At 46.1% G+C, this 21,028-nt stretch carries 19 protein-coding genes and 4 tRNA genes; 18 read left to right on the forward strand and 5 right to left on the reverse strand.

The features are described 5' to 3' along the window. Positions 1-49: 49 nt before the first annotated feature. The 4 genes from lldR to ACLO87_RS14215 all read left to right on the forward strand — a co-directional run bounded on the left by lldR (position 50) and on the right by ACLO87_RS14215 (position 3,911). Positions 50-820, forward strand: coding sequence for a transcriptional regulator LldR (lldR, locus tag ACLO87_RS14200; protein ID WP_135862354.1), 771 nt, complete (start codon positions 50-52; stop codon positions 818-820). Next, a complete protein-coding gene (gene lldD, locus ACLO87_RS14205) occupies positions 817-1,965 on the forward strand; it encodes an FMN-dependent L-lactate dehydrogenase LldD (protein ID WP_430221955.1) in 1,149 nt (382 codons plus the stop codon). The genes lldR and lldD overlap by 4 nt, the downstream gene beginning before the upstream one ends. Positions 1,966-2,051: 86 nt before the next feature. Beyond that, positions 2,052-3,431, forward strand: coding sequence for a tRNA uridine-5-carboxymethylaminomethyl(34) synthesis GTPase MnmE (gene mnmE / locus ACLO87_RS14210; protein ID WP_430224054.1), 1,380 nt, complete (start codon positions 2,052-2,054; stop codon positions 3,429-3,431). An 81-nt stretch (positions 3,432-3,512) separates the two neighbouring features. Continuing rightward, positions 3,513-3,911, forward strand: a complete 399-nt coding sequence (locus ACLO87_RS14215) for an SMI1/KNR4 family protein (protein ID WP_430224055.1) — start codon at positions 3,513-3,515, stop codon at positions 3,909-3,911. Between the two features lie 284 nt (positions 3,912-4,195). On the opposite strand, the gene ACLO87_RS14220 is transcribed toward ACLO87_RS14215, so the two are convergent. Further along, positions 4,196-4,789 carry a hypothetical protein gene (locus tag ACLO87_RS14220; RefSeq protein WP_135862347.1) on the reverse strand — a complete coding sequence of 198 codons (594 nt, stop codon included), beginning with the start codon at positions 4,787-4,789 and terminating at the stop codon, positions 4,196-4,198. Between the two features lie 594 nt (positions 4,790-5,383). On the opposite strand from ACLO87_RS14220, the gene ACLO87_RS14225 reads away from it, so the two are divergent. Further along, positions 5,384-5,926: a DUF924 family protein gene (locus ACLO87_RS14225; protein ID WP_135866465.1), complete on the forward strand. Its 543-nt coding sequence runs from the start codon at positions 5,384-5,386 to the stop codon at positions 5,924-5,926. On the opposite strand, the gene ACLO87_RS14230 is transcribed toward ACLO87_RS14225, so the two are convergent. The 4 genes from ACLO87_RS14230 to ACLO87_RS14245 all read right to left on the reverse strand — a co-directional run bounded on the left by ACLO87_RS14230 (position 5,927) and on the right by ACLO87_RS14245 (position 11,608). Continuing rightward, positions 5,927-7,321 carry an MFS transporter gene (locus tag ACLO87_RS14230; RefSeq protein WP_430224056.1) on the reverse strand — a complete coding sequence of 465 codons (1,395 nt, stop codon included), beginning with the start codon at positions 7,319-7,321 and terminating at the stop codon, positions 5,927-5,929. A 2-nt stretch (positions 7,322-7,323) separates the two neighbouring features. Continuing rightward, the gene (asd, locus tag ACLO87_RS14235) at positions 7,324-8,178 is read right to left on the reverse strand and encodes an archaetidylserine decarboxylase (protein WP_135866461.1); all 855 of its coding nucleotides are present in this window, start codon (positions 8,176-8,178) and stop codon (positions 7,324-7,326) included. Between the two features lie 56 nt (positions 8,179-8,234). Continuing rightward, a complete protein-coding gene (locus tag ACLO87_RS14240) occupies positions 8,235-9,605 on the reverse strand; it encodes a diguanylate cyclase (RefSeq protein WP_135866459.1) in 1,371 nt (456 codons plus the stop codon). Positions 9,606-10,438: 833 nt separating this feature from the next. Beyond that, positions 10,439-11,608 carry a methionine aminotransferase gene (locus tag ACLO87_RS14245; protein WP_430224057.1) on the reverse strand — a complete coding sequence of 390 codons (1,170 nt, stop codon included), beginning with the start codon at positions 11,606-11,608 and terminating at the stop codon, positions 10,439-10,441. Positions 11,609-11,906: 298 nt separating this feature from the next. Here ACLO87_RS14245 and mnmG point away from each other — a divergent pair, with 298 nt between their 5' ends. From mnmG to rplK, 13 genes are all read left to right on the forward strand, one after another. Continuing rightward, a complete protein-coding gene (gene mnmG, locus ACLO87_RS14250; RefSeq protein ID WP_135866566.1) occupies positions 11,907-13,835 on the forward strand; it encodes a tRNA uridine-5-carboxymethylaminomethyl(34) synthesis enzyme MnmG in 1,929 nt (642 codons plus the stop codon). Next, positions 13,835-14,494, forward strand: coding sequence for a 16S rRNA (guanine(527)-N(7))-methyltransferase RsmG (gene rsmG / locus ACLO87_RS14255; RefSeq protein ID WP_430224058.1), 660 nt, complete (start codon positions 13,835-13,837; stop codon positions 14,492-14,494). The genes mnmG and rsmG overlap by 1 nt, the downstream gene beginning before the upstream one ends. Positions 14,495-14,496: 2 nt before the next feature. Beyond that, positions 14,497-15,309, forward strand: a complete 813-nt coding sequence (locus ACLO87_RS14260; protein WP_430221966.1) for a ParA family protein — start codon at positions 14,497-14,499, stop codon at positions 15,307-15,309. Positions 15,310-15,341: 32 nt separating this feature from the next. Continuing rightward, positions 15,342-16,265 carry a ParB/RepB/Spo0J family partition protein gene (locus ACLO87_RS14265; RefSeq protein WP_135863863.1) on the forward strand — a complete coding sequence of 308 codons (924 nt, stop codon included), beginning with the start codon at positions 15,342-15,344 and terminating at the stop codon, positions 16,263-16,265. A gap of 81 nt (positions 16,266-16,346) precedes the next feature. Next, a complete protein-coding gene (locus tag ACLO87_RS14270) occupies positions 16,347-17,672 on the forward strand; it encodes a short-chain fatty acid transporter (protein ID WP_135863861.1) in 1,326 nt (441 codons plus the stop codon). 186 nt (positions 17,673-17,858) lie between these two features. Beyond that, positions 17,859-17,944: transfer RNA gene (locus ACLO87_RS14275), tRNA-Tyr, on the forward strand. Between the two features lie 51 nt (positions 17,945-17,995). Beyond that, positions 17,996-18,069: transfer RNA gene (locus ACLO87_RS14280), tRNA-Gly, on the forward strand. Positions 18,070-18,095: 26 nt separating this feature from the next. Continuing rightward, positions 18,096-18,170 (forward strand) — tRNA-Thr (locus tag ACLO87_RS14285). Positions 18,171-18,215: 45 nt separating this feature from the next. Beyond that, on the forward strand, positions 18,216-19,406 hold the full coding sequence (gene tuf / locus ACLO87_RS14290) for an elongation factor Tu (RefSeq protein WP_135863859.1): 1,191 nt from the start codon (positions 18,216-18,218) through the stop codon (positions 19,404-19,406). A gap of 86 nt (positions 19,407-19,492) precedes the next feature. After that, positions 19,493-19,568, forward strand: a tRNA-Trp gene (locus ACLO87_RS14295). 43 nt (positions 19,569-19,611) lie between these two features. Next, the gene (gene secE, locus ACLO87_RS14300; RefSeq protein ID WP_135867103.1) at positions 19,612-19,992 is read left to right on the forward strand and encodes a preprotein translocase subunit SecE; all 381 of its coding nucleotides are present in this window, start codon (positions 19,612-19,614) and stop codon (positions 19,990-19,992) included. Between the two features lie 9 nt (positions 19,993-20,001). Then, positions 20,002-20,535 (forward strand): transcription termination/antitermination protein NusG, encoded by a 534-nt coding sequence (gene nusG, locus ACLO87_RS14305; protein WP_135867105.1) that lies wholly within the window; start codon positions 20,002-20,004, stop codon positions 20,533-20,535. A 60-nt stretch (positions 20,536-20,595) separates the two neighbouring features. Next, complete coding sequence (gene rplK, locus ACLO87_RS14310) at positions 20,596-21,027, forward strand: 50S ribosomal protein L11 (protein WP_135867107.1); 432 nt, start codon at positions 20,596-20,598, stop codon at positions 21,025-21,027. Position 21,028 lies beyond the last annotated feature (1 nt).

The following is a 21,028-nucleotide window of genomic DNA, read 5'->3' on the forward strand; positions in this document are numbered from 1 at the left end:
TACCAAAATTAAAAAATGAGCCGCATCTCTACTATTCTGGGCCCACAAGATGTCCACTCCTTTACGCCTGTCTGACCAGATAGCACAACAAATACAACAACTGATACTGGATCAACAGTTAAAGCCAGGCGAGCGTTTGCCCGCTGAACGCGTATTGGCGGCACAGTTAAATGTGTCCCGCCCGCCCATTCGTGAAGCCATCCGTACACTGGCCAGCCAAGGTCTATTAGCCACCCGTCCAGGCGGCGGTACTTTTGTGCTGTCACCCATACAAGATTGGCCAGAAAAAAACTTATTACCCTTGGCGCAATTAGTCGTGGCTGACCCAGCCTATAACTACGACATGCTGGAAGCCCGCTACGCACTAGAAAGCAGTACTGCGTGGTATGCCGCCTTACGCGCTACCGATCAAGACAAAGACAACATACAACGCTGTTTTGACAGCATGGTGAATTACCAGCAACAAGGTGATGCTGAGCAATCCTCACGCGCCGATGCTCGCTTTCACATGTCTATTGCCGAGGCCTCCCACAACATTGTGCTAATACAGTTCATGCGAGGGCTTTTTGATGTGCTGCTCTCTGTGGTTAGCCAAAGCCGCAATACTATGTTCCAAAGCTCGCAGCCTAATGTGCTGAAAAACCTGACACACCAGCATGAAAGCCTCATGAATGCCATTTTGGCTGGTGATCCAGAACAAGCTAAACACGCCATTAGTCAGCACTTGCACTATGTACAAGACACCATACGCGAAAACGACGACAACCTGGCTCGTCGCCAGCGCTTAACCCGTTTCTCTCTTCCGGACCCGCTACTATGATTATTTCTGCTGCTACCGACTACAGAGAAGCCGCTAAAAAACGGCTCCCTCCTTTTTTGTTCCACTATGCCGATGGTGGTGCATATGCGGAACACACATTGCGTCGTAACGTAGAGGACTTGTCGGATGTTGCCCTGCGTCAGCGGGTACTCAAAGACATGTCTAATCTAGATTTGAGTACAGAGTTATTTGGTGAATCCCTGTCCATGCCGGTGGTACTCGCCCCCGTAGGGTTAACGGGTATGTTTGCACGACGTGGTGAGGTACAAGCCGCCCGCGCCGCCGATGCGCACGGTATTCCCTTTACCCTGTCTACAGTATCTGTTTGCCCTATAGAAGAAGTCACCCCAGCGATTAACCGCCCTATGTGGTTTCAGCTGTATGTGCTGCGCGATCGTGGTTTCATGAAAAACGCTTTAGAGCGTGCTCAAGCCGCTGGCTGCAGCACCTTGGTATTCACGGTAGATATGCCAGTACCCGGTGCGCGTTACCGCGATGCACACTCAGGTATGAGTGGCCCTAATGCCGCCATGCGTCGTTACTGGCAAGCCGTTACTCACCCTCAATGGTCGTGGGATGTGGGCCTAAACGGTAAGCCCCACGATTTGGGTAACGTGTCCGCCTACTTAGGTAAGAAGATTGGCCTAGAAGATTACATAGGTTGGTTAGGCAATAACTTTGATCCTTCCATTTCCTGGAAAGACCTAGAGTGGATTCGTGATTTCTGGAAAGGCCCCATGATCATCAAAGGCATTCTGGATCCTGATGATGCTCGCGATGCGGTACGCTTTGGTGCCGACGGTATTGTGGTGTCTAACCACGGTGGTCGTCAGTTGGATGGCGTATTGTCATCCGCCCGTGCATTGCCGGCTATTGCCGATGCCGTCAAAGGCGACCTAAAAATTCTTGCTGACTCTGGTATTCGTACTGGGCTAGATGTAGTACGCATGATGGCACTGGGTGCTGATGCTGTGATGATTGGCCGTGCATTCTTATACGCTCTGTCTACCGCCGGTGAAGCTGGGGTACGCAACCTGCTGCAATTGATTGAAAAAGAAATGCGCGTCGCGATGACCCTCACCAGCACACGTAGTATTGCTGATATCTCTGCCAACATGCTGGTACAGGCTGGCGCACAACAATAACCTCATCCTAGCCCCCATCACGCATACAGTGATGGGGGCGGGTGGCTTACAATAACGATGTTTTCAGCCGTTTTTGTGTGCCACTTATGTCCTATACCTCCCATTCCCCTATTGTTGCTATCGCCACAGCTCCTGGCCGAGGCGGCATCGGTGTTATTCGCGTATCCGGCCCACAACTGCGTGCCTTTACCCAAGCGCTGTTAAATACCGAACTTAAACCCCGTCATGCGCATTACATCCCCTTCAACGACGCCGAAGGGCAAAGCATAGACGAGGGCATTGCACTGTTCTTCGCGGCTCCTAACTCATACACCGGCGAAGATGTACTAGAGCTACAAGGCCACGGCGGCCCAGCGGTATTACGTCGCGTACTAGAACGTTGCTTAGAAGTAGGTAAAGAATACGGTTTACGCTTAGCGGAACCTGGCGAGTTCACACAACGAGCATTCTTAAATGACCGTATGGACTTAGCGCAAGCCGAAGCCGTAGCCGACCTCATCAATGCCTCATCAAGTGCCGCAGCAAAAAGTGCGATGGCATCGTTGTCGGGGGCGTTCTCACAGCATGTAAACGAGCTGGCCGATAAACTAGTGCATCTACGTATGTTGGTAGAAGCTACCCTAGACTTCCCCGAAGAAGAAATAGATTTCTTAGAAAAATACCAGGCGGCAGCTCAGTTGCAAGGCATACAGCAAACGCTGCATGACCTAATGCGCCAAGCCAAACAAGGTATGGTGTTACGAGATGGCTTACACGTCGTGTTAGCAGGGCAACCCAACGTAGGTAAATCCAGCTTGCTGAATGCACTGGCAGGCGACGACATTGCTATCGTGACCGATATTGCTGGTACTACCCGTGATCGTGTCACACAACTGATTCACTTGGACGGTGTGCCTATTCATATTGTGGATACGGCGGGTCTACGTGAAACCGAAGATACCGTAGAGAGCATTGGTATTGAGCGTAGCTGGGCTGAAATCGCCAAAGCTAACGTGATCTTGCATCTACACGATGCCAGACAACCCAACGATCAGCTCGATGATGCCATCACCGCACGCTTGCCTACTGACGTACCTATCTTGAACGTCTACAACAAGTGCGATCTGTTAGACGACACTGCCTCTGCAGCGTTGCCAGAACACAATCCACAAGCCCGCACTTTACATATCTCGGCCAAGCAAGGGCAGGGCTTAGATAACCTACGTAGCGCGTTGCTAGATATAGCAGGGTGGACCGGGGGCGGTGAATCCCCGTGGTTGGCTCGTGAACGCCACCTACGCGCACTGGAAAGCAGTAATGAACACCTCAGCATTGCCGCACAACACGCCTCGCACAGTGATCAAGTACTAGATTTATTTGCTGAAGAACTGCGTTTAGCGCATGAATCGCTAAGCTCAATTACCGGTGAGTTCACCAGCGACGACTTGTTGGGCGAAATTTTTTCTAGCTTCTGTATTGGGAAGTAATTCCTACACAAGCATTGTCGTGTTTCATGTGGGTGGCATAACTAATGAGCACGCCAACTTTTACTGCCGTAGACCATTTACATGCTAAATGAAGCGTATTTACGTAAGCACTACTCTGTAAACCCTCCCGCATCAGTTGGACAAATACAGCTAGCCCAGTCGCAATCTACAATTACTTTCCCACAAGCTTATGTAGATCTGCTATTGCTAAGCAATGGCTTAAGCTCAGAGGGGTGCCTAACGCTGCACCCAATAGAAGCTCTTCCCACCAGAAATACTGACTATGAAGTCGCCGAATACTTAGCTGGTTATTTCATGATTGGCGATGACAGCGGTGGTCAAGCCATTTTAATTAATGGAAACGGGGAAGTGTTTGAAGTAGGAATGGGCGTAATGAGTATCGATTTCTTAGAAAAATCAGCAGAGTCCCTTGAAGACCTACTTATTACTCAGGAAGGGCTGACGTTAGGGGAACGCTAACTAGCGTCCTTTACCTGTACATCGCAATACAGCACCTACCAACATCAAACCGCCCCCTGTCCCATACAAGGGAAACCAACGGGCCCACCAATTCATAGAAAACACTACCTCGCTATGCTGAGCATCCGCGATAGCACTGCTGTATATATTCAAGCCTAAGGTAATAAAAAATAAAATTAGTCCTATTACCAAAAGCTGGGTAGATATCTTAGAAATCACGTAGAGCGTAATAAAAATAAAATGCTAGTTGGTGTCTCTAAACACCAACTAGCGAAAAAACTTAATTAGGCATTAGGATTTTTATATTTATTGTAAAAACTTACCCCACACATTGTTTTGATAAAGTCATCACCCGCTGTAGTGACAGATACTGGTTTATCTTTTGCTACATAAATAAAATATTTTTGCAGGTTTCCTTTAGTATCTACAGGTGTGAGTTTGCCATTCTCGAATCTAATCGCATCAAAATTCACGCAATAGCCAATAGTTGCAGATGATCTTTTATCTTTGACTGGCATGATCTGGTGATAAGTGAATTGGTAGTCTCTTCCTGCTTCATCCAACTCTTTCTGTATGCTTTCATTCACAGCAAAAGGTCTTTCCAAACGATCAACCGCATCACCAAACTCAGCATCCATTTTTCTAGATACAAACTGAGAGTCTGCTGTACTTGCCGTCCCGTAAGTAACACCTTGGGTAGTCTTGTCAATGGCGTACTGTTCCCAGGCCTGAGACTCCTCTACAAATGGCAATGACCTGTCCAGAATATTGGTAAAGCTATTAAATGCTTCCATCAACGTGCTATTGCCATCAGTAGAGCCACAGCCAGAAAGTAGTACGGTAGTAAAAACAGCAATAGGTAGTACACGTTTTTTCATTTAATTCTCCAGAGGTTTAGCTGGTAGCGACGAGTTTTTTATGTATCGCACACCATAGCGTAGTCATAACCTCAAATATTATTCTATATACCTTCCTAGCGTTATAGTCCGTTACAGCGCCTTACAAACAAAACTCATTCTCAAAAAGTACTTCCTATATGATGCCAAGCATCACTTGTCTAAATTTATTTAACCTTAAAATAAAATACAGAGAAGTACTTGTTTCTTATCATTATTATTAGTAAAAAATTTGATATTTGAAAAATATCAATAATCCACTTAGCTGTTTCTAGACTGAAAATTACTTTTTCGAAGCGTATCACCCCATAACCACTGTAACTGTCACAAAAACGAATAGCAGCGAACAATTTTTACAGGGTAGACAGAAGACCAAGCTCCAATAGCCTTATAGATATTGGGGAAATAAATGAGCAATGCTGATTCTGCATTTTTATTCTTACTATGTCAGGTAATGCTCTACCAATAAATACCAGTAAAAAGAGCTCCCTCTATAACATAGTTTTTCAGCTTGTAAATACCCAAAATTAGGTAGTGTGCTAGGATTTCTTATGTCAATCCATTCAGGAGAACCCTATGTCCGCCATTGCTCATGATGATGTTCTGGCATTTTGGTCGGAAAACGCAGATCACTGGTTTAGTAAAAGTACAGAATTCGACCGTGAGTTTCATCACCATTGCCAAGCACTACATTGGCAAGCTGCTCGTCGCGAATTGGAAAGCTGGATTCAATACGATGATAGTGGTTTAGCATTGCTGATCTTGCTGGATCAGTTCCCACGTAACTGTTTTAGAGAAAGTGGCCACATGTATGCCACCGATAGTTTAGCCCGTCACTACGCTCGATTACTGGTAGAACGAAAAGGTGACCTCACCTTGCCACAAGAATTACGTGTGTTTTGCTATCTGCCTTTTACACACTCTGAAAACCTAGAAGACCAGAATCTGGCCGTGCGCCTAAACGAACGAGGAAAAACAGGTGAAGGGTTGAAGTTTGCTCATCACCATCGTGAGATCGTTCAACGCTTTGGCCGTTTTCCTCATCGAAATGCTATTCTGGGCCGAGACTCTACAGCCGAAGAAATAGAGTACATAAAAGAAGGTGGGTTTAGCGGTTAATCAGTGTTTGGCCAAGCCTTTGTAAATCAGCCATACTGTTAACAAAGGGCCAATACTTAGCACGCTAAACAGTACAACGGAAGCCTGGCGCGCACCCTCAAAGCCGCCGGGTTCCACAAAGCCAGCCAGGTTTGTCAACATACCTGCAAATGCGCCCCCAAGAGCCAACGCATACAGTTGCACGGTGATAATGGCAGAAGACGCAATGTTTTCCTGACCTTTAGGTGCAGCTTGGTACACGCGAGTCAACACATGAGACCAACACACACCAATACCACCACCCACTGCCATCAACGGTATCAACAAGAAGTACATCGCGCTGCCATCACCAAACCCCATAGGCATCATGATGGCAAGGCCTAACAAGCCACACCCAGACACCAATGGTCCGAATTGCACATAACGCTGTGTAGCAACAGGCGAACGGCCTGCACTCAAGAAAGATCCTGCTGTCCATGAAAAAGACAATGACGCCATAAAATATCCAGCAATCAGTGGACTTTGGTGATGTATGGTCTGCAAGAAATAGGGGATAAATACCTCTACCGTAATTGCCAAGCTTAATAGCGCTACACAGCCGTATAGGACGGCCAAAATGCCCCCCCAGTGGTAAGTACCATGTGGCAATAGATTGGCATCGCTGTGCTTGTCTGCACGTCCTGTTAATACACTTAGCAGTACTGCTACTAACAAGCCTGCTGCATTGACCATCCAATTCACAGACAAACTCGCCCACGATACACACAATACCGATATGGCCAACACCAGCAATTTGCCCATAGGCACTTTTAATTTTTTACTGTCTTGCGATTTTCCCGCCTCAATCTGAGTACATACCAGGAGCATCAGCAAAGCAATAACGGGGATCACCGACCAAAATGCCAGCCTCCAATGCCCACTTTCTGCAAAGATTCCGCCAATGGTGGGGCCTATCAACGTAGAAACTCCCCACATACTGGACACTAGCACCATGGCGCGTGGCCATAATACTTCGGGAAATACTAAACGCACGGCGGAATAACACAGGCCTAATAAGAAGCCACCACCTAAACCTTGTACGGTACGGCCCACTAGCATCGCCGGCATAGAAAATGCCAAGGCACAGGCAATGGTTCCCACCATAAAGACCAACATGGCGACCACAAAGGCGTGACGCAGCCCCACTAATTGCAGTAATTTAGGGGATAGGGCAGATCCAATAATGGATGCCATGACAAACAAGGTCATGTTCCACGTGTAATACGACAATCCACCAATATCGGCCACCACTGACGGCAAAATAGTGGTCACCAAATACACATTAATCGCGTGCAGGGCTACACCGCCAGCTAAAGCCACGGAGCGCAAACCATTACGCCCCCGTAGCAGCGCGGCCCACGAATTTTGTTCAATCATGATTACTCAGTGTGCAGTGCAGAACCCATGCTTTGGCCCATGCAGATTTTTCCGGTAGCAGACCAGTCTGAATCAAATTGGTAGGTGTTTTCAGGGAAGAGCAGCACAACAGTAGAACCCAACAAGAAACGTCCCATTTCTTCGCCTTGCTGCAAAACGATCTGTTGATCGTCATACTGCCAATGCACAACCTCACCATAACGTGGTGGATTAACTTGGCCATGCCACACTGTGCTCATACTACCCACAATGGTTGCCCCTACTAAGACCATCACAAATGGACCACGTTCGGAGTCAAACACACACACTACACGTTCATTACGTGCAAACAACCCAGGCACATTACGTGCGGTTAACGGGTTCACGGAGAACAAGTCGCCAGGTACGTAGGTCATTGTACGTAAGCGGCCAGTGCAGGGCATATGAATACGGTGATAATCCTTAGGGCTTAGGTATAACGTCGCGAACAACCCGTTCTCAAATACCTTCGCCAAAGCCGCATCACCCGCTAATAGCGTTTGTGCAGAATAATCATGACCCTTAGCTTGAAAAATCTGCTGTACTTGAATCTTGCCCAACTGGCTAATAGCGCCGTCCACAGGGCTTACTAAGGCAGATTGTGCAATAGGGCGCACACCTGCTTTGAGTTCTCGGGTGAAAAAGTCATTAAACGTCGTATAGGCAGCGGCGTTAGGCTGACTCGCCTCACTCATATCCACCTTATACCGTTTAATGAACCACTCAATCGCACGCGTCGTTAAGCCACCACCAGGATGAGCTGCTAACTTACCCACAGCCTGTGTTAACAAGCGTTTAGGCAATAAATACTGTAGCCAAATGGCCAGACGTTCTACCATGTTTATACACATTCAAAAGAATTGGGACACACCAAAAGATGTCCACAACGTATTGCTTAAGTCATCAACTCAATACGATTACGCCCGGCATGTTTAGCTTGATACAAGGCTTTATCCACACGCCTGAGCGTAGGAGTATAGTCGGGATGACCATCATAAAGCGCTAAACCCATACTTGCTGTTAGGTTCAACTCATGGCCAAAAGGCAGGATAAATTTTTCTCGCTGTATGCGTTCGCTAATTTTTTTGGCAATACGCAAAGCCGTATCTACGTTCACATCCACCAGCAGAACGAGAAACTCCTCGCCCCCTAAGCGGAAAATATAATCGCCCGCTCGGCATTGTGCATTCAATAATTCGGCAAATTGGCGCAATACCGCATCGCCAGACTCATGACCATACTCATCATTCACACGCTTGAAGTGATCCAAGTCTATGGATAACAAGGCAAATTTCACGCCTCTACGCCGTGAATAAGCAACCTCTCTACCCAAAACCACTGGCAAATATTTACGTCCCAGCAACTTGGTCAGTGTGTCACGCCCAGCTTCTACTTCGTTTTGCTGTTCAAACAGCAAATCCATACTCAATAGAATCAAACGTGTTTGCGTACGTAGTTCACGTAAAACATCTAGCTGGTTCGCAGAGTTAGCCTGTGTAAAACGAGGGAGAACTTCTTGATCTATGTGCTCCATCGTGTTCTGTATAACTTGAGTTTCCTTAAGGTTCTCAAATGCATGAGCCCCTTTATGGTGAAACCACAGTCCAAACTCTGAACTATTGATAGTGGATAACTGTTTATCCACCATGCCTGTGGCTAACTCAAACATCAGATTGTTTTCCCAGTCTAGCAATGCCGCTCGCTGGCGTCCTCGCTCAGCAGCTGAGTTATGCACAGCCGCAAATACTCTATAGGACTCTTCAGCTCTGGATTTTCTATCGTACGATGCCGCGTAGGCACGGCTCATAAACTCAATCGCAATGTCTATGGATTCAGCAATAAATTGCTGCGCCGCCATCTTATCTATCAATTCTAAGCTTGGCTCTTCCTGAACAATTTCAAAAAATCGTTCTTTTAGCAGTCGAGCACCACTTAAAACCAGATACAACGGCAGATCTATACGGGCGTGTACATCACCGACTTGGCGCTGTAACTCAACTAACGCCACAAAATCATCGTCGGGAGCGACCGAAAAAAGCTCACTTAACCATTTTTGCAGAGAACGAGACAACCTTTTCTGCACTTCATCATGGCTTAAGAATACGTTTGCCGCCTGGTCATTCAGCAAGCTGGCATAAAAATACGACGCCAGTAGCTCTTTATGGCTGTTTGCCGCTTCTTTCACATAACAGCGAATGTGCTCAGGGATTTTTTTGAGAGCTTTTTGCCAGTCAGAGGCAAGGCGGTAGACCGCGACATTAGACATGCTAATACAACATCAAGTAAGAAAAACGGCTGGTATGCAGCGAGTATATCTTGCACATGTTGATCTAAACAATGTCGCTGCAAAGCCCTTGAGGAACAAGGCCTGTGGATAGTTGCAGGAGAGGAGCTTGTGGATAAGTTGTGGAGTGAAAAGGCTTAACTGGGGTATGAAACTTATACACAAAAATTATCCAGAAACCATCCTCAACAAACCGCTCAGCCATCAACAAGCAAAAATATAGGTTAAAGCATTGAATAATCAGGCTTTCAAGCGATTGTACCACTTATCCACAGACACCCATTATTAATCATCTATAGATATATATGATAGTTAACAACATTAAGAAGAAAGAGCTGCTGAACTTTTTTTTGAAAGCATCCTTTTGACAACAGTTTTTCAAGATGATCTTTACTGAAAACCTAACGTTGTTTTAGGTACACGTGGCTACAAATATATTTTCTGTGGATAAGCCCTAGAGCGACGACATGAGGATTAGTTGTGGATGATTGTTGGATAACCTAACTGTTTACAGAGATTCTTATTTTTATACCCAATCTATACACCTAGACTTATGCAGTTTTGCCTGCAGTGTAAAACTCTGTAGAAGTCCATAGAATAAGGGCTACAAAGAGTTATCCTAGTTATCCACACCCCTTATACTAACTACCAAATATATATAAATACTAGTGAATAACTACTAACACTATGTACTCTTTACACAGGCCAAAGCAGCCTTGTCTTTTGCTATTTGCTTCCTTACACTTGAAGCCTGTGCATAAAAAATCCCCTACCAAAAACTTGATAGGGGACGATGTGAATGAACTGTGGAAGGATTATTTCTTAGGTAAACGTTCTAAGGCTGTAGCTAAGGTTTGCTCTTGTTTTGCAAAACAGAATCGTATGAGATTTTGGTTTGCTTCTTTAGATTCAGGATTTCGATAAAACGCTGAAACAGGTATCACCCCTACACCATATTCGGTGGTTAACCATTTGCTAAACTCAAGTTCAGACTTGTCAGACCATCCCTCATATGAAGCCAGTAAGAAAAATGTGCCTTCACTTTTGTAGGGAGTAAATGGAGTATTACGTAACCCTTGGTACAACTGATCACGTTTTTGTTGATAAAAGTTAGGCAGGTTCAAATAGGTATTAGCATCCCGCATGTACGTAGCCAAACCCACTTGCAACGGCGTGGGTACAGAAAACACTGAAAACTGGTGAATTTTTTGAATTTCAGTATTTAACTCGGGCGGAGCTAAGCAGTAGCCTATCTTCCAACCTGTAGCACTAAACGTTTTACCAAATGAAGAAACAATGATGGAGTTTTTCTTCAGTGCAGGCCTAGTAGCCATGCTTAAGTGTTTAGCCCCATCAAAAACCAGGTGTTCATACACCTCGTCAGACAAAATCAGAATATCCCACTTAGCGACAATTTTTTCTAAGGCGTCTAAATCTTCTGGTTTCAGAATGGCACCAGTAGGGTTATGAGGCGTATTGATAATTAACATACGCGTCTTATTGGTGATGGCCTTTTCTACTTTGTCCCAATCAATGCTGAAACTTTGTTCTGGTGTACGTGGGGCTTCCATAGAAACAGGAACAGCAATGCCACCAGCCAACTTGATGACGGGCAAGTACAAGTCATAAAAAGGCTCAATGACAACCACTTCGTCATTGGGATGTACAAAAGCAAGAATACTGCTCATTAATGCTTCGCTTGCACCACTGGTCACTGTGACTTCTGTATTTGGGTCATAGCAAGCACCATAAAGAAGTTGTGTTTTTTCGGTGATGGCTTTTTTCAGCAGTGGATGGCCACTCATGGGTGAGTACTGGTTATAGCCCTGAAGCATTGCTTCATAGACATCATCCAATAACGCTTTATCTGTATTGAAATCTGGGAAACCCTGTCCAAGATTGATAGCTTGATGATCCGTTGCCAACTGGCTCATCACAGTAAAAATAGTCACTCCCACATCGGGAAGCTTAGATACGATGTTCATTTTTCACACACTAGAAAATTTGTTATCAAAATCTTAAGCGATCTGCTGCCTACACATTGTTATAACTATATGCGCTAAACATCGCTCTTACATCGGAAGAGGGTGTTGGTGTGGGCAAAGTGCATCTGTATAACCAATGAGTGTTTCACGTGGAACATTTTTCTGTTTTATGTTCCACGTGAAACACTGTGGTAGATGCGTAATTTTTTTAAGATACTGCAAGTAAAAAGGCTTTTGAAACAAAATAAGCAATACGCAGTCGTATAATGATCTTTTACGTTTTTTTGTAGATACAAGAATGATTTATCCAGACGAATTTGATGTGATCGTCGTTGGTGGTGGCCACGCTGGAACAGAAGCCGCATTGGCTGCTGCCAGGATGGGGGCTTCTACACTCTTACTCACACACAATATGGACACGTTGGGTCAAATGTCCTGCAATCCTTCTATTGGTGGGATTGGTAAAGGGCATTTGGTAAAAGAGGTAGATGCTTTAGGCGGCGCAATGGCATTGGCGACTGATAAGGCTGGGATTCAGTTTAGAATTTTGAATCAGTCTAAAGGTCCAGCTGTGCGAGCTACCCGTGCACAAGCCGATCGTTCTTTGTACAGATCTGCCATTCGTCAGATGGTGCAGCATCAAAAAAACCTGATGGTTTTCCAACAGCCTGTGGATGACTTAATCCTGGAAGGGGATAAAGTTGTAGGTGCAATTACGCAGATTGGTGTTAGGTTTAAAGCCAAGGCAGTAGTACTAACAGCGGGTACATTTTTGAATGGCCGTATACACGTAGGTTTGGAAAACTACTCCGGTGGTAGAGCAGGGGATCCGCCTGCGATCACTTTGGCCGAACGTCTTAAAGAATTGAAACTACCACAAGGTAGATTAAAGACAGGTACACCTCCGCGTATTGATGCAACCACCATTAACTTTTCCCAATTGGAAGAGCAGCATGGTGATACTAATCCTGTACCGGTATTTTCGTTTATGGGGAATGCAGCCATGCACCCAAAACAGTTGCCGTGTTGGATTACGCATACCAATGCAAAAACTCATGACATTATCCGTTCGGGTTTAGACCGTTCACCTATGTATAGTCCCGAAGGTACTATCGAAGGTGTAGGGCCAAGGTACTGTCCTTCTATCGAAGACAAAATCCACAAGTTTGCTGACAAGTCTAGCCATCAAGTATTTTTGGAACCTGAAGGTTTTACAAGTACAGAAATTTATCCTAATGGGATATCCACAAGCTTGCCGTTTGATATTCAGCTAGGAATTGTCCACAGCCTACCTGGTTTAGAAAACGCTAGAATTCTGCGCCCTGGCTATGCCATCGAGTATGACTACTTTGATCCACGTGCATTGAAACCCACATTGGAAACCAAAGCCATTCGTGGTTTGTTCTTTGCCGGTCAAATTAACGGTACGACTGGGTACGAAGAAGCTGCGGCTCAAGGTTTGTTGGCGGCGTTAAATGCAGTGCAATTAATCCGCGGTCTAGATGGTTGGACACCACAACGTAGCGAAGCCTATATAGGTGTGTTGGTGGATGACTTGATTACCCGCGGTGTGACTGAGCCTTACCGTATGTTTACATCGCGCGCTGAATACAGACTAAGTTTGCGCGAAGATAACGCGGATCAGCGATTGACTGAAACGGGTAGAAAATTAGGTCTTATTGATGATGCGCGTTGGGATGCATTCAATCGTAAGCGTGATGCGTTGGCTCAAGAAATTGAACGACTTCGTGGAACGTGGGTTAACCCCAGACTTGTTCCACGTGAAACATTGAGCGAAGTCTTAGGGAAGGGCATAGAGCGTGAGTACAATCTTTATGATTTGTTGAAACGCCCCGAAGTACGCTATGAATCCTTACTGCAGTTAGTTAGCGTAGATCAAGAACGTATTTTGCAAGACAATCCCGAACTTGATGAAGATCTACGTCATCAAGTAGAGATTGAGGTGAAGTATGCCGGCTACGTGACTAGGCAGAAAATCGAAATTGAAAGACAAGCAGGTTTTGAAAACCAGCCTATCCCTGAGGATATGGACTATAGTTTGGTCAAAGGTCTGTCTAACGAAGCATTGGCGAAATTTAATGCAGCTAAGCCAACCACAGTAGGTCAAGCTAGCCGTATTTCTGGTATTACGCCAGCGGCAGTATCTTTGTTATTGGTATATTTGAAACGGCACACGCTTGCCAAACATTTAAGTAAACAGTCGTAATGGATTTCTCACAAAGGCTGCTCTCAGCCTGTAATGCGCTAGGCGTAGCATTGAGTGAAGTGCAGCAAGAAAAATTGCTGCGCTACATTGCTCAATTGCAGCGTTGGAATAAAACTTATAATTTGACTGCTCTACGTGATCCTGAGCAGATGTTGATTCAGCATATATTTGATAGCCTGTCAGTAGTACCTGCGCTGACGCGATATATGGAACAACAAGAAAAAGAATCACTGCGTATTGTAGACGTGGGGGCTGGTGCTGGTTTGCCTGGTGTAGTGTTGGCTGTGGCTAGTTCCACGTGGAACATTACCTGTGTAGATGCTGTGGAAAAGAAAATGGCATTTGTGCGTCAAATGTCTGCTGTATTGGAATTACCCAATCTGACAGCTACCCATAGGCGTGTAGAAGTAGGGGATTGTTATGAGGCTGATGTGGTTATTTCACGAGCCTTTGCATCCTTGACTGATTTTGTCACATTGGCAGGTCGTCATGTGTCTGCGCAGGGTTGTATCATGGCGATGAAGGGAAAACAGCCGGAAGAGGAAATCAACCAATTGGAACAAGAAACCGATTGGGTGGTAGAGACAATAGAAGCGTTAGACGTTCCTGAATTGGACGCTCAGCGTTGTTTAGTTTATTTAAAACGTAAAGGGTCTTGAGCATGTCTGTTGCTTCTGCCAAAAAAGAAAAAGCCTCCGTCTTTTGTATTGCGAACCAAAAGGGTGGCGTAGGGAAAACAACGACAGCGATTAATCTAGCGGCAGCCCTGGCTGCACTGAAGAAAAAAGTGCTGTTGATAGACTTGGATCCTCAAGGCAATGCCACGATGGGCAGTGGTGTTGATAAAAACGCGGCTGAAATCAATATTTATCAGGTATTGATAGGCCAAAACAAAGTTTCTGAAGCGAAAAAGCGTTCAGAATCAGGTGGTTACGATGTTTTACCGGCAAATAGAGAGCTCTCTGGTGCTGAAATTGACTTGGTTCAGATGCAAGAGCGCGAGCAACAGCTGAAAAAAGCGTTGCAAGAGGCTTCGGATGACTATGACATCATTTTGATTGATTGCCCGCCAACGCTTTCGTTGCTGACGTTAAATGGTTTGGTCAGTGCACATGGTGTGATTATTCCCATGCAGTGTGAGTACTTCGCCTTGGAAGGGTTGTCTGACCTGGTGAACACCATTAAGCGTGTGTATCGCAACATTAACCCTGAGCTACAGCTTATTGGATTATTGCGTGTGATGTTTGATGCCCGTGTGACGCTGCAGCAGCAGGTCTCAGCGCAAATTGAAGCACACTTTGGTGACAAGGTATTCAAAACGGTTATTCCGCGCAATGTGCGGCTTGCTGAGGCCCCTAGTCACGGTATGCCGGGTACTGTGTACGACAAAAACTCGCGTGGCGCTAAAGCATACGTAGAGTTCGGTAAAGAGTTAGTTAAGCAGCTGAAGAAAAGCGCAAAAAGTGCTGCGTAAGATTAGGTTGATAAAGAATAAAAGGATTCATCATGGCAACACGTAAGCCTAAAGGGCTGGGCAGAGGCCTGGATGCATTACTGGGTGAAGATGCAAATGTAATTGGTAGCCTAGGTAAAGAAGTCAGCACCGCACCGGGTTCTGAGCTGTACGTTAAAGAAATGATTGCTGGTAAATACCAGCCTCGTACACGTATGGACGAAGGTGCCTTAAATGAGTTGGCTGAATCCATTCGTACTCAAGGCATTATGCAACCCATTTTGGTTCGCCCTTTAAAAGGCAAACAAAAAGGGAAGTATGAAATTATTGCGGGTGAACGCCGTTTTCGAGCTGCTCAATTAGCCGGGTTAGATAAGGTTCCGGTATTAATACGTGAGGTGGCAGATGAGAACGCTGCCATTATGGCGTTAATCGAAAACATCCAGCGTGAAGACCTTAATCCGCTTGAAGAAGCCCACGGTGTGAAACGTTTGCTAGAAGAGTTTGAAATGACTCACGAGCAAGCCGCTCAAGCGATTGGTAGATCCCGCTCTACCACCACCAACCTGCTACGTTTGTTGAACCTCGCAGAGCCAGTGCAAATCATGCTGTTGGCGGGTGATATTGATATGGGGCATGCTCGTAGCATTCTGGCCACTGACCCTGCAACCCAGATCATGTTGGCAAATGAAGTCATTGCTAGACGCTTGTCGGTGCGCGAAACAGAAAAACTAGTGGCCAAAACGCTGCGAGAAGCAGAAGAAAATGATAAAGATGGCCGTGAATCGTCTTCTACACAAAAAAATGGTGATATCCAACGTGTAGAGCGAGTGTTGTCTGAGCACCTAGGCACTAAAGTAGTGCTTAAGGTAGGTGCTAAAAATAAAGGTCAATTGCAAATTGCGTTCCACGACTGGGAACATTTGAATAGTTTGTTGGAAAAACAGGGATTACAACAAATTTTAGATCAAGCTTAACAAGGGTCTAAGGGTTATTACTGATAGGCAGAAAAACGGCTAGGGATTGAAATTCGCACAATACTTTTTTGGAGTATCTGAATGTTTAAATCCATTACTCGTTTTTCTGTAAGGCTGGTTGAGCGTTATTTACCAGATCCTTATATCTTCGTTGTAATTCTGACCTTAGTGGCTGGTGTTGCCGCCATGTGGAGTGAAAGTAAAACTCCCATGGAGGTAATCGATATATGGGGTAATGGCTTCTGGGGCTTGCTGTCTTTCACCATGCAAATGTTGTTGGTGTTGATGGCTGGCTACATGTTGGCAAGTACCCCAGCAGTAAAAGCTATTTTGTCTGCGCTTGCTTCGTTGCCACGCAGTCCTGGTGCGGCAATTATTCTGGTCACTTTCGTTGCGTTGATTGCTGACTGGATCAACTGGGGCTTTGGCTTGGTAGTGAGTGCTCTATTCGCTAAAGAAATTGCGAAAAAGGTACGTGTTGATTACCGCTTATTGGTAGCCAGTGCGTACTCAGGCTTTATCGTATGGCATGGTGGTTTGGCGGGTTCGGTTCCTCTTACTATTGCCACAGAAGGCCACTTTCAGGCTGATAAAATTGGCATTATTGGTACAGGGGAGACTATTTTCTCCACCTTTAACCTGTTGATTCTGTTAGCGCTGTTTATTGTAGTGCCGTTAGTAAACCGGTTGATGATGCCATCCGAAGCGGAGAGTGTGTATATTTCGCCGGAACTCTTGGAGGCCGATGCTAAGGCACAGGAAGCGGCAGCGAATGCAGCGGATAACCGTCCTGCGGCCAGACTGGAAAACAGTACAGTACTAGCCATGTTAATTGGCGTGGCAGGCTTGGCTTACTTGTTTAACTACTACGTAATCAAACAAGGTGGCTTGAACCTGAACGTGATTAACTTCACTTTCTTGTTCTTGGCTATTGTGCTGCACGGTAATGCCCGTAATTTGCTGAACTCACTAAATGAGGCAGTAAAGGGTGGGGCAGGGATCATTATTCAATTCCCGTTCTACGCAGGGATTATGGCCATCATGGTGGATTCAGGTTTGGCTAAAACCTTGTCCGATTGGTTTGTATCCTTTGCAACGGTAGATAGCTTGCCGTTTTGGACATTCATGAGCGCTGGCTTGGTAAACATGTTTGTGCCATCTGGTGGTGGTCAGTGGGCTGTACAAGCACCTGTAGTGATTGCCAGCGCACAAGCCTTGGGTGCCGATATGCCTCGCGTAGCGATGGCTGTGGCATGGGGCGATGCATGGACTAACCTGCTGCAACCATTCTGGGCGTTGCCTGTATTGGCGATTGCTGGCCTAAAAGCTAAAGACATTATGGGTTTTTGTTTGATCCAGTTGTTTGTCACCGGTGTAATTATTTCCATCGGTTTGACCTACTTCTAAGCGGTTTCTAGGTTTTTATGCAGATGGCGGACATAAATATACAAAATGTCCGCCATTTTTATTGACTTCGTTTTATAGACCGTGCACAATAGCATGCTTCGTATGTGGTAATAACAAGTCGCTTAGATTCGTCAGGTGCTTGACTTACATTTTAAACATGTCCATAATACGAAGTTCGCTTTAAACGGTGGGATACCCAAGTGGCTAACGGGGGCAGACTGTAAATCTGTTGGCTTACGCCTACGTAGGTTCGAATCCTACTCCCACCACCATATTTATATACAAGAGCAACAGGCTTTTGTATGGGTGTAGACGGATCACCTGCGGGTGTAGCTCAATGGTAGAGCAGAAGCCTTCCAAGCTTAAGACGAGGGTTCGATCCCCTTCACCCGCTCCAAGTTTATCGATACTCGATAAAGAAGTGCCCATGTGGCTCAGGGGTAGAGCACTCCCTTGGTAAGGGAGAGGTCACGCGTTCGATTCGCGTCATGGGCACCACAATCATCTCATTATTCTCTGCACTATTCCCTTCAGGAGTCTGCCATGGCTAAAGGCAAGTTTGAACGGACTAAACCGCACGTCAACGTAGGTACAATTGGTCACGTTGACCACGGTAAAACAACACTGACTGCAGCGATCTGCACGGTTTTGGCAAAAGCATACGGCGGTGAAGCACGTGACTACGCGCAAATCGACGCAGCGCCTGAAGAGAAAGCTCGTGGTATTACCATCAGCACCTCTCACGTAGAATACGAAACACCTGCACGTCACTACGCACACGTAGACTGCCCAGGTCACGCTGACTACGTTAAAAACATGATTACTGGTGCAGCGCAGATGGATGGCGCGATTCTGGTAGTGTCCGCAGCTGACGGCCCAATGCCTCAGACACGTGAGCACATCTTGTTGAGCCGTCAGGTTGGTGTTCCTTACATCATCGTGTTCCTGAACAAAGCTGACATGGTTGACGACGAAGAGTTGTTGGAACTGGTAGAAATGGAAGTTCGCGAGCTGTTGTCGAACTACGATTTCCCAGGTGACGATACTCCAATCGTTAAAGGTTCCGCTAAGCTGGCACTGGAAGGCGACGAAGGCCCATTGGGCAGCCAAGCAGTTTTGGCTTTGGCCGAAGCTCTGGACAGCTACATCCCAACACCAGAACGTGCAGTTGACGGTGCATTCTTGATGCCTGTTGAAGACGTGTTCTCCATCTCCGGTCGCGGTACAGTGGTAACTGGCCGTATCGAGCGTGGTATCGTTAAAGTTGGTGAAGAGATCGAGATCGTTGGTATTCGCGAAACTGTAAAATCCACATGCACGGGCGTAGAGATGTTCCGTAAATTGTTGGATCAAGGTGAAGCGGGCGATAACGTTGGTGTATTGCTGCGTGGTACCAAACGTGAAGACGTTGAGCGTGGTCAAGTATTGGCCAAACCAGGTTCCATCAAGCCACACACAGACTTCACAGCTGAAGTGTACATTCTGTCCAAAGAAGAAGGCGGTCGTCACACACCATTCTTCAAAGGCTACCGTCCACAGTTTTACTTCCGTACAACTGACGTGACAGGTACTATCGAGCTGCCAGAAGACAAAGAAATGGTTCTGCCAGGCGATAATATTTCCATGACAGTGTCGCTGATTGCGCCTATCGCTATGGAAGAAGGTCTGCGTTTCGCGATCCGCGAAGGTGGCCGTACTGTTGGTGCTGGCGTTGTAGCCAAAATTATTAAATAAAGTAGTAGCCAAAAAGTGCAAAAGAGGGTATTATTCCTCTTTGCACTTATCGGTATGGGTTTCATGCATACCGGTTTTCAAGGTATAGGGGTATAGCTCAATTGGCAGAGCGTCGGTCTCCAAAACCGAAGGTTGAGGGTTCGATTCCTTCTGCCCCTGCCACCCAGTCACTCGTCACACTCTGGTGACGTCTAATCGTCGGATTATGTCGAATACCAACGTAGAAACCGTAAATCGTGGTCCAGAACGTCTAAAACTGGGCCTTGCAGTGTTAGTGCTCGCTGCTGGCATAGTTGGTTACTCCTTGTTAGAGGGGCAATCCGCTTTTGTACGGGTTGGTGTCTTCGTGGGCGCCCTAATCGTGGCAGCCCTCATTGTGTTCCTAAGCGAAACTGGCAAGCGATTGATTGGTTTTGCTCGCGATTCCTATCAAGAAGTCCGACGCGTACACTGGCCATCTCGTAAAGAAGCTACCCAAATGACAGGTATTGTGTTCCTGTTCGTGACGGTAATGGCTATTCTGCTCTGGTTGATTGATAAAGGCCTTGAGTGGGTCATCTATAGCCTGTTCTTAGGCTGGAAATAAAGGGCACACATGAGCAAACGTTGGTATGTAGTACACGTTTATTCCGGTATGGAAAAAAGTGTGCAGAAAGCGTTGAAAGAACGGATTGAGCGTGCCGAGCTTGAGCACGCTTTTGGCGATATTCTTATCCCGTCCGAAGAAGTCGTAGAAGTAAAGAACGGCAAAAAAACAATTACTGAACGACGTATTTTCCCTGGTTACGTGCTGGTGGAAATGGATCTTACCGATGATACCTGGCACTTGGTGCGTAGCACTAACCGTGTAAGTGGTTTCTTGGGAGGTTCTGGTAACCGTCCAGCCCCAATTCCTGAACGTGAAGTGCGACAAATTATGTCGCAAATGGAAGAGGGTGGCGAGAAACCACGTCCTAAAACGTTGTTTGAAGTGGGTGAAATGGTGCGTGTTAAAGAGGGCCCATTTGCTGACTTCAATGGCAACGTAGAAGAAGTTAACTACGAAAAAAGCAAGGTTCGTGTTTCGGTTACCATTTTTGGCCGTTCCACACCTGTAGAACTGGATTTTGACCAAGTCGATAAGACTTGATTTTTAACCCCGGGGAGCTATGTCAATTGACATAGCACTATCACCCGCAAGGAGTACATCATGGCGAAGAAAATCGTCGGGTTTATCAAGCTGCAAGTTCCAGCTGGTAAAGCAAACCCATCGCCACCAATTGGTCCAGCACTGGGTCAACGTGGTCTGAACATCATGGAATTTTGTAAGGCATTTAATGCCCAGACTCAGCAAGTAGAGCCAGGTCTGCCAATTCCAGTTGTTATTACTGCTTACGCTGATAAAAGTTTCACTTTTATCATGAAAACTCCACCAGCAACTATTCTGATCAAGAAAGCTGCTGGTCTGAAAAGCGGTTCCGCTCGTCCTAACGTAGACAAAGTTGCTACGCTGACACGCGCTCAAGCCGAAGAAATCGCCAAAACTAAAGAGCCAGATCTGACAGCTGCAGATATGGACGCTGCTGTACGTACCATTGCTGGTACTGCACGCAGTATGGGCGTTATCGTGGAAGGGGTGTAAT

This window comes from Paenalcaligenes sp. Me52 (assembly GCF_050487965.1).
In the GTDB taxonomy this organism is placed as follows: Bacteria; Pseudomonadota; Gammaproteobacteria; order Burkholderiales; family Burkholderiaceae_B; genus Paenalcaligenes.

What these genes read in the sequence shown, in the direction of transcription:
- lldR (WP_135862354.1), top strand. Translation starts at nt 50, where the DNA reads ATGTCCACTCCTTTACGCCTGTCTGACCAGATAGCACAACAAATACAA.
- lldD (WP_430221955.1), top strand. Translation starts at nt 817, where the DNA reads ATGATTATTTCTGCTGCTACCGACTACAGAGAAGCCGCTAAAAAACGG.
- mnmE (WP_430224054.1), top strand. Translation starts at nt 2,052, where the DNA reads ATGTCCTATACCTCCCATTCCCCTATTGTTGCTATCGCCACAGCTCCT.
- ACLO87_RS14215 (WP_430224055.1), top strand. Translation starts at nt 3,513, where the DNA reads ATGCTAAATGAAGCGTATTTACGTAAGCACTACTCTGTAAACCCTCCC.
- ACLO87_RS14220 (WP_135862347.1), bottom strand. Translation starts at nt 4,789, where the DNA reads ATGAAAAAACGTGTACTACCTATTGCTGTTTTTACTACCGTACTACTT.
- ACLO87_RS14225 (WP_135866465.1), top strand. Translation starts at nt 5,384, where the DNA reads ATGTCCGCCATTGCTCATGATGATGTTCTGGCATTTTGGTCGGAAAAC.
- ACLO87_RS14230 (WP_430224056.1), bottom strand. Translation starts at nt 7,321, where the DNA reads ATGATTGAACAAAATTCGTGGGCCGCGCTGCTACGGGGGCGTAATGGT.
- asd (WP_135866461.1), bottom strand. Translation starts at nt 8,178, where the DNA reads ATGGTAGAACGTCTGGCCATTTGGCTACAGTATTTATTGCCTAAACGC.
- ACLO87_RS14240 (WP_135866459.1), bottom strand. Translation starts at nt 9,605, where the DNA reads ATGTCTAATGTCGCGGTCTACCGCCTTGCCTCTGACTGGCAAAAAGCT.
- ACLO87_RS14245 (WP_430224057.1), bottom strand. Translation starts at nt 11,608, where the DNA reads ATGAACATCGTATCTAAGCTTCCCGATGTGGGAGTGACTATTTTTACT.
- mnmG (WP_135866566.1), top strand. Translation starts at nt 11,907, where the DNA reads ATGATTTATCCAGACGAATTTGATGTGATCGTCGTTGGTGGTGGCCAC.
- rsmG (WP_430224058.1), top strand. Translation starts at nt 13,835, where the DNA reads ATGGATTTCTCACAAAGGCTGCTCTCAGCCTGTAATGCGCTAGGCGTA.
- ACLO87_RS14260 (WP_430221966.1), top strand. Translation starts at nt 14,497, where the DNA reads ATGTCTGTTGCTTCTGCCAAAAAAGAAAAAGCCTCCGTCTTTTGTATT.
- ACLO87_RS14265 (WP_135863863.1), top strand. Translation starts at nt 15,342, where the DNA reads ATGGCAACACGTAAGCCTAAAGGGCTGGGCAGAGGCCTGGATGCATTA.
- ACLO87_RS14270 (WP_135863861.1), top strand. Translation starts at nt 16,347, where the DNA reads ATGTTTAAATCCATTACTCGTTTTTCTGTAAGGCTGGTTGAGCGTTAT.
- tuf (WP_135863859.1), top strand. Translation starts at nt 18,216, where the DNA reads ATGGCTAAAGGCAAGTTTGAACGGACTAAACCGCACGTCAACGTAGGT.
- secE (WP_135867103.1), top strand. Translation starts at nt 19,612, where the DNA reads ATGTCGAATACCAACGTAGAAACCGTAAATCGTGGTCCAGAACGTCTA.
- nusG (WP_135867105.1), top strand. Translation starts at nt 20,002, where the DNA reads ATGAGCAAACGTTGGTATGTAGTACACGTTTATTCCGGTATGGAAAAA.
- rplK (WP_135867107.1), top strand. Translation starts at nt 20,596, where the DNA reads ATGGCGAAGAAAATCGTCGGGTTTATCAAGCTGCAAGTTCCAGCTGGT.